The 13,180-nt window shown below is 64.2% G+C and carries 11 protein-coding genes; 9 read left to right on the top strand and 2 right to left on the bottom strand.

Annotation, left to right across the window (positions count from 1 at the left end):
• Positions 1-91: 91 nt before the first annotated feature.
• Entirely contained in the window at positions 92-2,311 is a 2,220-nt protein-coding gene (locus tag KDB76_RS26880; RefSeq protein ID WP_013974612.1) for a primosomal protein N', read from the bottom strand.
• A gap of 167 nt (positions 2,312-2,478) precedes the next feature.
• Between KDB76_RS26880 and rpmE the strand changes: the two genes are divergently transcribed.
• The 3 genes from rpmE to KDB76_RS26865 all read left to right on the top strand — a co-directional run bounded on the left by rpmE (position 2,479) and on the right by KDB76_RS26865 (position 4,964).
• Complete coding sequence (rpmE, locus tag KDB76_RS26875; RefSeq protein ID WP_003257833.1) at positions 2,479-2,694, top strand: 50S ribosomal protein L31; 216 nt, start codon at positions 2,479-2,481, stop codon at positions 2,692-2,694.
• Positions 2,695-2,696: 2 nt separating this feature from the next.
• Positions 2,697-3,518, top strand: coding sequence for a thermonuclease family protein (locus tag KDB76_RS26870; RefSeq protein WP_023662593.1), 822 nt, complete (start codon positions 2,697-2,699; stop codon positions 3,516-3,518).
• A 177-nt stretch (positions 3,519-3,695) separates the two neighbouring features.
• Positions 3,696-4,964, top strand: a complete 1,269-nt coding sequence (locus KDB76_RS26865; protein WP_024087853.1) for a malic enzyme-like NAD(P)-binding protein — start codon at positions 3,696-3,698, stop codon at positions 4,962-4,964.
• Positions 4,965-5,179: 215 nt separating this feature from the next.
• Here the strand turns inward: KDB76_RS26865 and KDB76_RS26860 are convergent, their stop codons facing one another.
• Positions 5,180-7,633, bottom strand: coding sequence for a penicillin-binding protein 1A (locus KDB76_RS26860; protein WP_038410209.1), 2,454 nt, complete (start codon positions 7,631-7,633; stop codon positions 5,180-5,182).
• Between the two features lie 204 nt (positions 7,634-7,837).
• On the opposite strand from KDB76_RS26860, the gene pilM reads away from it, so the two are divergent.
• The 6 genes from pilM to aroB all read left to right on the top strand — a co-directional run bounded on the left by pilM (position 7,838) and on the right by aroB (position 13,174).
• On the top strand, positions 7,838-8,719 hold the full coding sequence (gene pilM / locus KDB76_RS26855; protein WP_024087852.1) for a pilus assembly protein PilM: 882 nt from the start codon (positions 7,838-7,840) through the stop codon (positions 8,717-8,719).
• The gene (locus KDB76_RS26850; RefSeq protein WP_038410208.1) at positions 8,716-9,252 is read left to right on the top strand and encodes a PilN domain-containing protein; all 537 of its coding nucleotides are present in this window, start codon (positions 8,716-8,718) and stop codon (positions 9,250-9,252) included. Before pilM ends, KDB76_RS26850 begins: the two co-directional genes overlap by 4 nt.
• An 11-nt stretch (positions 9,253-9,263) precedes the next feature.
• Positions 9,264-10,265, top strand: a complete 1,002-nt coding sequence (locus KDB76_RS26845) for a pilus assembly protein PilP (RefSeq protein ID WP_031325416.1) — start codon at positions 9,264-9,266, stop codon at positions 10,263-10,265.
• A complete protein-coding gene (locus KDB76_RS26840; protein WP_080563829.1) occupies positions 10,189-11,457 on the top strand; it encodes a secretin N-terminal domain-containing protein in 1,269 nt (422 codons plus the stop codon). The genes KDB76_RS26845 and KDB76_RS26840 overlap by 77 nt, the downstream gene beginning before the upstream one ends.
• A gap of 4 nt (positions 11,458-11,461) precedes the next feature.
• Positions 11,462-11,980 carry a shikimate kinase AroK gene (gene aroK, locus KDB76_RS26835; RefSeq protein ID WP_015272136.1) on the top strand — a complete coding sequence of 173 codons (519 nt, stop codon included), beginning with the start codon at positions 11,462-11,464 and terminating at the stop codon, positions 11,978-11,980.
• Positions 11,981-12,076: 96 nt separating this feature from the next.
• Positions 12,077-13,174 carry a 3-dehydroquinate synthase gene (aroB, locus tag KDB76_RS26830; RefSeq protein ID WP_013974602.1) on the top strand — a complete coding sequence of 366 codons (1,098 nt, stop codon included), beginning with the start codon at positions 12,077-12,079 and terminating at the stop codon, positions 13,172-13,174.
• The last annotated feature ends 6 nt before the right edge of the window (positions 13,175-13,180 follow it).

Below are 13,180 nucleotides of genomic sequence, written 5' to 3'. Positions count from 1 at the left end.
GAGCGCTTGGATGCGCAGGTGGAAAAACTGGGCATTATCCGTGGCTGGGGGCGGGTTGCCAACCTTTGGGGCTGCAAAGCAGCCCGCAGGATCAATAAAGGTCTACCGGGTCGACATCCAGCGACCACCGCACCTGGCGCCCGCTCGGCATCTGCTCCAACACTAGCAACCAGGCGCTGATCAGTCGATGCAAAGGCGCCCGCGTATTGGCCTGTATCAACAGTTGTGCGCGGAAGCGCCCGGCGCGGCGCTCCATCGGTGCTGGCACCGGCCCCAGCAGCTCGATGCCAGGTAGGCGCTGTTCGGCCACCAGGCGCTCGGCGGCGGCGCAGGCCTCGTCGAGGAAACCTTCGGCCTGCCCGGGCTTGTGCGCTTCGGCGCGTAGCAGCGCCAGGTGCGAGTAAGGCGGCAGCCCGGCGGCGCGGCGTTCGTCCAGGGCCTGCTCGGCGAAGGCGAAGTAGCCCTGCTCGGTAAGCTGCACCAGCAGTGGATGGTCGGCCAGGTGGGTCTGGATGATGACCTTGCCGGGCTCTTCGGCCCGCCCGGCCCGCCCGGCGACCTGCACGATCAACTGTGCCATGCGTTCGCTGGCACGGAAGTCGCCGGAGAACAGCCCGCCATCGGCATCGAGGATGGCCACCAGGGTCACCCGCGGGAAGTGATGGCCCTTGGCGAGCATCTGGGTGCCGACGAGGATGCTCGGCTGGCCGCGCTGGATGGTGCTGAACAGGTTGTGCATGGCGTCCTTGCGCGCGGTGCTGTCGCGGTCCACACGCAGGATCGGGTAATCCGGGAACAGCACTTTCAGGCGCTCCTCGGCACGCTCGGTGCCGGCGCCGACCGGGCGCAGGTCAACATGGTTGCACTGCGGGCACTGCTGCGGCAGGCGCTCGTCATAGCCGCAATGGTGGCAGCGCAGCACGCCGGAGCGCTGGTGCACGGTCATGCGTGCATCGCAGCGTGGGCATTCGGACAGCCAGCCGCAATCATGGCACAGCAAGGTCGGGGCGAAACCGCGGCGATTGAGGAATACCAGCACTTGCTGGCCTGCCTCCAGGGTTTGGCGGATGGCCTGCTGCAGTGGGCCGCTGATACCGCTGTCCAGCGGCAGGCTCTTCACATCCAGGCGCAGCATGCGTGGCGGGCGGGCACCGCCGGCGCGCTGGTTCATGCGCAACAGGCGGTAGCGACCGGTCAGGGCATTGTGCAGGGTTTCCAGCGATGGCGTGGCGGAACCGAGCAGGATCGGGACGTTTTCCTGGTGGGCGCGCACCAGTGCCAGGTCGCGGGCGTGGTAGCGCAGGCCTTCCTGCTGTTTATAGGAGCCGTCGTGCTCCTCGTCGATGATGATCAGGCCGGGGTTCTTCATCGGCGTGAACAGTGCCGAGCGGGTGCCGATGATGATGTCGGCCTCGCCGTCCCGGGCTGCCAGCCAGGCATCCAGGCGTTCGCGGTCGTTCACCGCCGAATGCAGCAGGGCGATGCGGGCGTTGAAGCGCTGCTCGAAGCGGGCCAGGGTCTGCGGGCCGAGGTTGATCTCCGGGATCAGTACCAGGGCCTGCTTGCCGGCTTCCAGTGTTTCGCGGATCAGTTGCAGGTACACCTCGGTCTTGCCGCTGCCGGTGACACCGGCCAGCAGGAAGGCGCCAAAGCCGCCAAAGCCTTCGCGCACGGCGTCGAAGGCATCGCGTTGCTCTTCGTTGAGCGGTAGTTCCGGCTGTGCCAGCCAGTGTTCGTGGCGCAGTGCCGGCAGATGGCGGCGGACCTCGATCTGCACCAGGTCCTTGGCCAGCAGCAGGTCCAGGCTGTCCTTGTTCAGATTGAGCTTGGCCAGGAGGCTATGGGCCACGCCGTGCGGGTGCTGGGCCAGGGTCTTGAGGGCATCGCGCTGGCGCGGTGCGCGGGCGATGCGCGGGTCTTCCAGGCGGGCGCCGGGGGCGACGTGCCAGAAGCGCTCCTGACGCATCTCGGAGGGTTCGCCCTGGCGCAGCAGGGTCGGCAAGGCCCAGCTCAGGGTGTCACCCAGGCTGTGCTGGTAGTACTGGGCGGTCCACAAGCACAACTTGAACAGCGACGGCGGGATCGGTGATACCGGGTCGAGCAGGGCGCTGGCCGGCTTGAGCTTGTCGGCGGGCACTTCGCTCTGCTCGCACACCTCCACCAGCACGCCGATCATTTCGCGGCGGCCGAATGGCACGCGAATGCGCATGCCCGGAGTCAAGGCCTGGCGCGCCATGCTTGCCGGCGCCTTGTAGTCGAACAGGCGACGCAGCGGGGAGGGCAGGGCAAGGCGCAGGATGACGTCGGACACGCGGAAAGTCTCGGAGGGCGTTTCAAAGACTGGCGAGCCTAGCAGACGACGGTCGGTGCAAGCGACAACTTGCGTTGGCGTGATGCTCTGGTATTATTCGCCGCCTAATTACGTGCGGTATTCAACAATTGGTGTTGGGTGGCGGCACGCAGCTCGAGGAAGTGACCATGAAAGCAGATATTCATCCGAACTACGAAGTAGTTGCAGTCACCTGCAGCTGCGGCAACAAGTTTGAAACCCGTTCGACCCTGGGCAGCACCCTGGCGATCGACGTTTGCAACCTGTGCCACCCGTTCTACACCGGTAAGCAGAAAGTCCTGGACACCGGTGGTCGCGTACAGAAGTTCGCCGATCGCTTCGGTATGTTCGGTACCAAGAAGTAATCATGCGCATGGCGAACCCCTCGGGTTTCGCATTGCTGCAAAAAAAGGCGCCCCTTGTGGGCGCCTTTTTTATGGGCGTCATCTGGCATTTCCCGGCCCTGGCGTTCTGCCCGCTACCAGGCAGCCCTCAGCAGGTGGCGGTGCGCCAGGTGGTCGATGGCGATACCTTGCGCCTGGTCGATGGCCGCAGCGTGCGATTGATCGGCATCAATGCCCCGGAAATCGGCCGTAACGGGCGCTCCAGCGAGCCCTATGCCGAGGCTGCCAGGCAGCGTTTGCAGGCCTTGGTCAAAGCCAGCGATGGGCGTATCGGGCTGGAGCCGGGCGTCGAGTCCAAGGACAAATACGGCCGCACGCTGGCGCATATCTACGGCCGCAATGGCGACAATATCGAAGCACAGCTGCTCAGCGAGGGCTTGGGCTATCGCGTCGCGGTTGCCCCCAATGTGCGCCTCAGCGCTTGCCAGCAGCTTGCCGAGCAGGCTGCGCGCAAGGCTGGCTCCGGGCTGTGGCGTCGTTCGCCGGTGGTGCGTGCAGGGGATGTCCGGCAGTCGGGATTCGCGGTCATTGCGGGCCGCATCGAAGGCGTGGAGCGCAACCGTGGCGGGGTCTGGCTGAACCTGGACGGTGCGGTGGTGCTGCAGGTTCCCGCTCGTCTGCAGCGCAACTTCCCCGCCAGCTTCTTCGATAACCTCAAGGGACGCCAGGTCGAGGCGCGTGGCTGGGTGCTGGATCGTTCCCGCAAGGGCGGCCTCAAGCCCGGGCAGCGACGCTGGCTGTTGCCGTTGACCGATCCAAGCATGTTGGAGCGCATTTCAGGCTAAAAGATGTAGACATTTCGCTATTGGATTGTACACACTGTTAGGCGTATGCCCCGTGGGTTATAGCGTAAAGTCGTAGGCTAAAGGCCTTGACACAAGTGACCGACCAGTCTTGTGGCTCCCCGGCTCTTTGCGTATCCTCGGCGGTCCGTCAGAACAGTAAATAGCGGAATGCCCACCATGTCAGACCTGAAAACCGCCGCTCTCGAATATCACGCTCAACCTCGTCCGGGGAAACTGAGCGTCGAACTCTCCAAGCCCACAGCCACCGCCCGTGACCTCGCCCTGGCCTACAGCCCAGGTGTTGCTGAGCCCGTGCGTGAAATCGGCCGTGATCCAGAGCTGGCTTACAAATACACCGGCAAAGGCAACCTGGTTGCGGTGATTTCCGATGGCACCGCCATCCTCGGTCTGGGTGACCTCGGCCCACTGGCTTCCAAGCCGGTCATGGAAGGCAAGGGTGTTCTGTTCAAGCGTTTCGCCGGTATCGACGTGTTCGACATCGAAGTGGAATCGGAAAGCCCGCAGGCGTTCATCGACACCGTTCGCCGCATCTCGATCACCTTCGGTGGCATCAACCTCGAAGACATCAAGGCGCCTGAGTGCTTTGAAATCGAGCGCACCCTGATCGAACAGTGCGACATCCCGGTATTCCACGATGACCAGCACGGTACCGCCATCGTGACCGCGGCCGGCATGATCAACGCCCTGGAAATCGCCGGCAAGAAGCTGGAGGACGCCAAGATCGTCTGCCTGGGTGCCGGCGCTGCCGCCATCTCCTGCATGAAGCTGCTGGTAAGCATGGGTGCCAAGGTCGAAAACATCTACATGATCGACCGCAGCGGCGTGATCCACGCTGGCCGTGACGACCTGAACCAGTACAAGGCGCAGTTCGCCCACGCCACCGACAAGCGCACCCTGGCTGACGCACTCGACGGTGCCGACGTGTTCGTAGGCCTGTCTGGCCCGAACCTGCTGAGCGCCGAAGGCCTGAAGTCGATGGCTGCCAACCCGATCGTGTTCGCCTGCTCGAACCCGGACCCGGAAATCTCGCCAGAGCTGGCGCATGCCACTCGCAGCGACGTGATCATGGCTACCGGTCGTTCCGACTACCCGAACCAGGTCAACAACGTACTGGGCTTCCCGTTCATCTTCCGTGGTGCCCTGGACGTTCGCGCCAAGCGCATCAACGAAGAAATGAAAATCGCCGCCGCCATCGCCCTGAAAGATCTGGCCAAGCTGCCAGTGCCGAAGGAAGTGTGCGACGCCTACGGCGTACAGGCTCTGGAATTTGGTCGTGAGTACATCATTCCGAAGCCGTTGGACGCACGTCTGATCACCGTCGTTTCCGACGCTGTGGCCAAGGCCGCCATCGAATCCGGCGTGGCAACCCTGCCGTATCCGAAGCACTACCCGCTGACCAGCGTGGATGACGTGTTCAAAGGCTGATTGCTGCCTGGCGACACAAAAAGCCCCGGCTCGTATGAGCCGGGGCTTTTTGTTTGGCGGTGCGCCATGCTGCTATTTTTGGTTGCCTGTCGGATTCTGGGGCTGCTTTGCAGCCCATCGCGACACAAGGCCGCTCCCACAGGGGCTAGGCGTTTCCTGTGGGAGCGGCCTTGTGTCGCGATAGGGGCGCAAAGCGCCCCCGGCTTTACATCTGGTCAGAACAGATCCATCGGCGCCGCTTCATCCGCCGGCAGCGGGCTGCCCGGTGCTGCGCCAGTGCCCAGTTCGTCCACCGACGGCGGCGAGTCCTCGGCCTTGAACAGCTCGAAGTAGGCATTCGGCGTGCTCGGCGAAGCGGCACGGCCGCTGACCGGGTCGACGCGCAGGCTGAGGATGCCTTCCGGTTCTGCCGGCGCATGCGCAGGCTTGTCCTTGAGTGCCGCGCCCATGAAGCTCATCCAGATCGGCAGTGCCGCCGTGCCGCCGTACTCGCGGCGTCCAAGGGTTTCGGGCTGATCGAAGCCGACCCACACGGTGGTCACGTAGTCGGCGTTGTAGCCGGAGAACCAGGCGTCCTTGGACTCGTTGGTAGTACCGGTCTTGCCTGCCAGATCGGTGCGGCCCAGGGCCAGCGCCCGGCGTCCGGTGCCGCGCTTGATCACGTCCTGCAGCATGCTGGTGAGGATGTAGGTGGTGCGACCGTCGATGATACGCTCGGCCACGGCCGGCGCCTGCGGTGCAGAAGCCACCTGGCTGAAGGCAGCGGGTGCCTCGCCAGGCATGGCGGTTGTGCTGATCGGCTGTTCGGGCGCGGCCACACCCGCCTGGTCCTCGGCACCTTGCGGTACCCGAGCCGGGTTGGCGGTGAACAGCGTCTCGCCGCTGCGGCTTTCGATGCGTTCGATCAGGTACGGGGTGATCTTGTACCCGCCGTTGGCAAAAGTACTCCAGCCTGTGGCGATTTCCATAGGGGTCAGGGTGGCGGTGCCCAGTGCCAGCGACAGGTTGCGTGGCAGGTCCTGCTTGTTGAAGCCGAACTTGGCGATGTAGTCGATGGTGCGGTCCACGCCCATGGCCTGCAGCAGGCGGATCGACACCAGGTTGCGCGACTTGTACAGCGCTTCGCGCATGCGGATCGGACCAAGGAAGGTATTGGTGTCGTTCTTCGGTCGCCAGACTTTGTCCAGGTACTCGTCGACGAACACGATTGGTGCATCGTTGACCAGACTGGATGCGGTGTAGCCACTGTCCAGTGCGGCGCTGTAGATGAACGGCTTGAAGCTCGAGCCCGGCTGACGCTTGGCCTGCATGGCGCGGTTGTAGTTGCTCTGCTCGAACGAGAAACCGCCGACCAGGGCGCGGATGGCGCCGTTGTAAGGGTCGAGGGTGACCAGCGCACTCTGCGCGCCAGGTACCTGGCTGAACTTGAGCTTGCCATCCTCGAGGCGCTGCACGCGCACCAGGTCGCCAACCTGGGCCACATCTGCCGGTGACTGCGGCGCACGGCCCTGGGAGTTGCTGTTGATGAACGGGCGCGCCCATTTCATGGTGTCCCAGGCCACCTGCTCTTCCTGGCCGCTGCGGGTCAGCACCTTGAGGCCGGTTTTTTCGACCTGGGTGACGATGACCGGCTCCAGGCCGCCGAGGCTGCGCTGCTTGCCCAGTTCCTGCAGCCAGGCTGCCTGGGTGCGGCCCGGGAAGCGTGCTTCGGGGCCGCGGTAGCCGTGGCGCTCATCGTAGTCGGAGAGACCGTTGAGGATGGCCTTGTTGGCCATTTCCTGCATGTCGCTGGGCACCGTGGTAGTGACGCGGAAGCCTTCGGTGTAGGCGTCGCTGCCGTAGCGACCGACCATTTCGGCGCGGGCCATTTCGGCGATGTAAGGCGCATTCACTTCAGGCGTGGGCACGTGGTAGCTGGCGTTGAGCGGCTCGGCCAGGGCCGCCTGGTAACTGGCTTCGTCGATCTTGCCCAGCTTGTACATGCGGCCGAGGATCCAGTCGCGGCGCTCTTTGGCGCGTACGGGGTTGGCCAGCGGGTTGAAGCGCGAGGGTGCCTTGGGCAGGCCGGCGATCATCGCCATCTGCGCCAGGCTCACGTCGCGGATCGACTTGCCGTAGTACACCTGCGCGGCGGCATCGATACCGTAGGCGCGGTTGCCCAGGTAGATCTTGTTCACGTACAGCTCGAGGATCTCGTCCTTGGTCAGCTCACGCTCGATCTGCAGGGCCAGCAGGATTTCGTTGGTCTTGCGCGAGAAGCTGCGCTCGCTGGTGAGGAAGAAGTTCTTCGCCACCTGCATGGTGATGGTACTGCCGCCGGTCTGGATATGGCCGGTTTTCACCAACTGGGTCGCGGCGCGCATCAGGCTGCTGGGGTCGACACCGTAGTGATTGAGGAAGTTGTCGTCCTCGGCCGACAGAAGCGCCTGGATGAATTGTGGGGGAATTTCCTCGAAGCGGATCGGTGAGCGACGCATTTCGCCGAACTCGGCAATCAGCTTGCCGTCGCTGCTGTACACCCTGAGGGGGATCTGCAACTGGATGCTTCTGAGCGACTCGACCGAGGGCAGGTTGGGGCTAAGATACAGAAACGCACCGCTCACACCGAGTACGAGCGCGCAGATGACTGCGACGGAAGACCACCAGAAGAACTTCAGCAGACGTATCAAGGCTTTTCGGTGTCCAGGTTGGGAGTGGATTGCACGCAGGTCCGGCGGACCAAAAAACGCTGGGCATTATAAGCATTTTTTCGCCTCTCCGGGTTACCGGCCAGGCTGCCCGTCGCCTCGATGGGCAGGCGCGGCCTAGTGCTGACGCGGGGTTGGGGCAGGTAGCCGCGAAGGATGGCGGCGACAGACAACAAGGATGCCACGATGCTAGGACGCTTCGGCAAGGATGCCGGTTCACTTGTGGGGGTGGAAATTGCCCCTGACTCCGTTCGGATTGTGCAACTGCAGCGGCGTAACCGGCGCTGCCGGGTGCTTGCCTCGGTACAAGAGCCGTTCGAATCATTGGCTGGCAGTGATTGGGCGGCAGAGCCTGGCGCCGTGGCGGCTGCCTTGAGGCGCGCCTACAGGCGCAGCGGCCTCAAACAGCGCCGGGTCGCGCTGGCACTGCCGGGTAACCAGGTGATATGCAAGCTGTGCCACCTGCCAGTGGAACAGGGCGGTGCAGAAGTGGAGGCGCAGCTGCTGGCTGACGCCGAACGGCTGTTTCCATTTCCGCTGGAAGACCTGGCCCTGGATTTTCAGGTCCTGGGCGGTTCTCGCGTCCAGCCAGGCTGCGCCGAGGTGATGGTGGCGGCATGTCGGCAGAGCGCACTGGCGCCACTTGAAGGCATCGTCGAGGAGGCAGGGTTGCAACTGGAGGCCGTGGAGGTCGACAGCATTGCCTTGGGGCGCATGCTGCCGCAGGGCCGGCACCAGAGCTCGGCGTTGCTGCGTATCGAGGCGCACAGCACCATCCTTTATGGCTGGCATTCGGGGCAGCCTCAGCAACGGCGTGAGCTGAGCCTGGGGCTGTCGACGATAACCGGGGCGCTGCCAGAGCGCCTGCTGGCCTTGCTTGCCGGTGAGCCTTTGCCGGAATGCCTGTTGATTGCCAGCTGTTCTCCGGTCGAAGCGGGCCAGTTGCAAAGCCTCGGCTCCCAGCTGAACCTTCCGTGTCGCCTGGTGCCTGACCTGGCGCGCCTGGAGCACGTCGATGGTGCGATGATTCTGGCTTGCGCCCTGGCTCTCGGAGGATTGCGTCGATGATGCGGCTGAACCTTCTGCCCTGGCGCGAACGGCAGCGCCAAGCGGCGTTGCGGTCTTTCCGCAGGCAACTGGTCGCCGGCGCTCTACTGGCCCTGTGTGGCGTGATGTTGGTCGACCAGCTGGCCCGCCAGCGCGGGGAGCAGCAGGCGCTGGCCAATACCCGGCACCAGGCAGCCCTTGAAGTGTTGGGCGAGCAGTTGCAGCCGCTGGCCGATGTGCATGCGCAGCATGAGGCGCTGCTGGCACGCGCGGCGGCGCTGGAAGCACTGCGCGCCCATCAGGATGTGCTGGCCGGGGTGTTCGCTGACTTCGAGCGGGCGTTGCCGGTGGGTGTGCAACTGCTCGACCTCAGCCTGGAAGATGGCAATTTGCAGATGACCGGGCTGGCCAAGTCAGGTGCCGTGGTCGCGCAGTTCATGCGTGACCTGAGCCGCTCGAGTGCGCTGGTTGGTCTGGAGCTCAAGCGCATCAGGAGCCTGCCAGGCGGCGATGAATTCCTGCTGGGGGCGCGCGTTTCGGCGTTCTGGTCGTGAATGCTGCGCAGGTGCTCGGCTGGCTGGCCATGGCCGAGAGCTCCAGCCGCTTCAGGCAGCTGGCGCCAGTGCTGGTGGCCTTGGCGTTGTTCGGCCTGGGCTGTGCCATACGTCTGCCTGCAGCGCTGCAACAGCAGGCGCAGGAGGAGGCTCGGCACGCCGAGTTGCACGAACAGCATTCAGCCGGCGCGGTGCAACTGGCCGAGTTGGAGCAACTCCACGCGTCGGTAACCATCGCCGAGCAACGCTTGCGCGAGGCGCACTGGCACCTGGCGGCCGGTGAGGGCATGAGTGACCTTCTCGAACGTCTGGCGGCTTCGGGGCACGCGCATGGCTTGCTGATCGAGCGCTTCGACGTTCATGAAGACGAACAGCAGGCCGGTTTCCGCCAGGTGCCGCTGGAGCTACAGGTGGTGGGGCGATACGCGGCATTGCGCCAGTGGCTGGGTGACTGGTTGGGCCAGGCGCGTGTTTTGCGTAGTGGTGACCTGCAACTGGCTCCAGCAGATGGCAAGCCTGGGCTGCTGCGCCTGCAGTTGCGGGTTGATGCCTATCAGGCGCTGGCGCCAGTGCCGCAGCCTGCGATGCTAGCGCGCATGCCAGCCAGGGGCGTGACGGCAGCGCCCGCAGTCGACCCGTTTGCGCCTGGAGCGACGCGATTGTCGGCCAGCGGGTTGGCCGGCGTGCCTTTGGCGCAACTGGAGATGGTCGGCAGCCTGTCACGTGGAGCGGAACACGAAGCACTGCTGATGGCGGCGGGCAGGCTCTATCGCGTACGCCCTGGGGACCGGGTCGGGCGTGACCAGGGGGTGGTGGCGAGAGTTGATCAATCCCAGGTCGAAGTACGCGAACGGCTGTTCATGGCCGGGGGGTGGCATGAACGCACGGCGTTCATCACGCTGGCAAAGCACCTGGGCAAGGAGGCCCCGGATGACGATGAAAAGATTGATGAAATGGATGCTGGCAGCCCTGCTGCCGTTCCCGCTGGCGTCGGCAATGCCTTATCAGGGTGAACCACTGTCGCTGAACTTCCAGGATGTGGAAGTGCGCTCGGTGCTGCAGGTGCTGGCTGACTATGCCGGTGTCAACCTGGTTGCCAGCGATGCCGTGCAGGGTAGCGTCACTTTGCGCCTTGAGGATGTTCCATGGGACCAGGCGCTGGATCTGGTGCTGCGCACCAAGGGCTTGGCCCGGCGACAGGAGGGCAATGTGCTGCTGGTGGCGCCCGCAGCGGAGTTTGCCGCGCAGTCTGTCGATGCCCATGTGGGCCAGGCGCTGGATGCACAGTTGCAGCCATTGCGTCGGGAGCTGTTGCCCATTCATCACGCCAAGGCCGCCGATCTGGCAGAGCTGCTGCTGGCGAGCCTGGCGGATGACGGCATCCTCACCAGTCGGGGCAGCCTCAGTGTCGATGAGCGCACCAATACGCTGGTGGTGCACCAGCCGGCAGACCGCCTTGCCGAGCTGAGGCAACTGGTGGCGCAGCTGGATGTGCCGGTGCGTCAGGTGGCGATCGAGGCACGTATCGTCGAGGCCAACGTCGATTACGAGAAAAGCCTGGGGGTGCGCTGGGGTGGGCCGCTGTATGTCGAGAGCCCGCGCCCGGGCAAGGATCTGTTCGTCGATCTCGGGGTGGAGCGGGTGGGCGGTAGCATCGGTCTGGGCCTGTTGCGTGGCGATGTGCTGCTCGACCTGGAACTCAGTGCCATGGAAAAGAGCGGCAACGGCGAAATCATCTCGCAGCCCAAGGTGGTCACGGCCGACAAGGAAACGGCCAGGATCCTCAAAGGCACCGAGGTGCCGTACCAGGAAACCAGCAAGAGCGGCGCCACCTCGGTAGCATTCCGCGAAGCCTCGTTGTCGCTGGAAGTGACCCCGCAGATCACTCCGGACAACAAGGTGATCATGACCGTCAGGGTGACCAAGGACGAGCCGGATTACGTCAATGCCCTGAACAACGTACCGCCGATCCGCAAGAACGAGGTCAATGCCAAGGTTCGCGTGACGGACGGAGAAACGATCGTGATCGGTGGCGTGTACTCGACTTCGCAAAACAATGTGGTCGACAAGGTGCCATTTTTCGGCGATCTGCCGTATGTTGGGCGGCTGTTTCGACGCGATGCATTACAAGAGAAAAAATCCGAGCTGCTGGTCTTCCTGACTCCGCGTATCATGAGTGACCAGGCGATTGCTGTGAGTCGTTGATTCTGTGCGAAATTTGATACTTGTGGGGCCCATGGGTGCTGGTAAAAGCACCATCGGACGCCTATTGGCCAAAGAGCTGCGCCTGCTGTTCAAGGATTCCGACAAGGAAATCGAACTGCGATGCGGCGCCAACATCCCGTGGATTTTCGACAAGGAAGGCGAGCCGGGTTTCCGTGACCGCGAGCAGGCGATGATCGCCGAGCTGTGCGCACTCGACGGCGTGGTCTTGGCGACCGGCGGTGGCGCGGTAATGCGCGAAGCCAACCGCAAGGCCCTGCATCAGGGTGGCCGGGTGATCTATCTGCATGCTTCGGTCGAACAGCAGGTTGGTCGCACCGCGCGTGATCGCAATCGCCCCCTTTTGCGCACCGCCAATCCCGAGGCGACCTTGCGCGCCCTGCTGGAAGCCCGCGACCCGCTCTACCGCGAGATCGCCGACCTGGTGGTAGAAACCGACGAGCGGCCGCCACGCATGGTGGTGATCGATATTCTCGAGCGCTTGCAGCAGTTGCCGCCCCGTTAGCCCGGGACTATTCTCGGCCACCAGCGCCGAGGCGAGGTTCAACGTAACCGCGTAGGTGCCCGAGCGGCGCCGCGCCCAAGTACATTGTGGGGATACATGCAGACACTAAAGGTCGACCTGGGCGAGCGTAGCTACCCGATCTACATTGGCGAAGGCCTGCTGGACCAGCCCGAGCTGCTGGCGCCGCACATCGCCGGGCGGCAGGTTGCCATCGTTTCCAACGAGACCGTCGCTCCCCTGTATCTCGAACGCCTGAGCAAGACCCTGGGTGCCTATTCGGTGCTGCCAGTGGTATTGCCCGATGGCGAAGCCCACAAGAACTGGGAGACCCTGCAGCTGATCTTCGATGGCCTGCTGACTGCACGGCACGACCGCCGCACCACCGTGGTTGCCCTGGGCGGCGGCGTGATCGGTGACATGGCCGGCTTCGCTGCCGCCTGCTACCAGCGCGGCGTCGACTTCATCCAGGTGCCGACCACTTTGCTGTCCCAGGTCGACTCCTCGGTCGGCGGCAAGACCGGCATCAACCACCCGTTGGGCAAGAACATGGTCGGTGCCTTCTACCAGCCCAATGCGGTGCTGATCGACACCACCAGCCTCAAGACCCTGCCGTCGCGCGAGCTGTCCGCAGGCCTGGCCGAAGTGATCAAGTACGGACTGATCTGCGACAAACCGTTCCTTGCCTGGCTCGAGGACAATATGCAGGCACTGCGTGCCCTCGACCCGGTGGCGCTGACCGAAGCCATCCGCCGCTCCTGTGCGGCCAAGGCCGCGGTGGTGGGTGCCGACGAGCGCGAGTCTGGCGTGCGCGCCACGCTTAACCTGGGGCACACCTTCGGGCATGCTATCGAGACCCACATGGGTTACGGCGTGTGGCTGCACGGCGAAGCCGTGGCGGCGGGCACGGTGATGGCTCTGGAGATGTCCATGCGCCTTGGCTGGATCGACCAGGCCGAGCGCGATCGCGGAATCCGCCTGTTGCAGGACGCAGGCTTGCCGGTGGTGCCACCACAGGAGATGACCCCGGCGCATTTCATGGAGCACATGGCGGTCGACAAGAAAGTGCTCGACGGCCGCCTGCGTCTGGTGCTGCTGCGCCAGATGGGCGAGGCCGTGGTGACCGACGACTATCCGAAAGAGATTCTACAGGCCACGTTGTCGGCGGATTACCGCGCGATCGTGGCCCAGCTTTGAGGTTGT

Source organism: Pseudomonas sp. JS425 (assembly GCF_018223845.1).
Taxonomy (GTDB): Bacteria; Pseudomonadota; Gammaproteobacteria; order Pseudomonadales; family Pseudomonadaceae; genus Aquipseudomonas; species Aquipseudomonas asiatica.
Note: the sequence above shows the minus strand (reverse complement) of the source record. Positions and strands in the feature narration are given on the sequence as shown.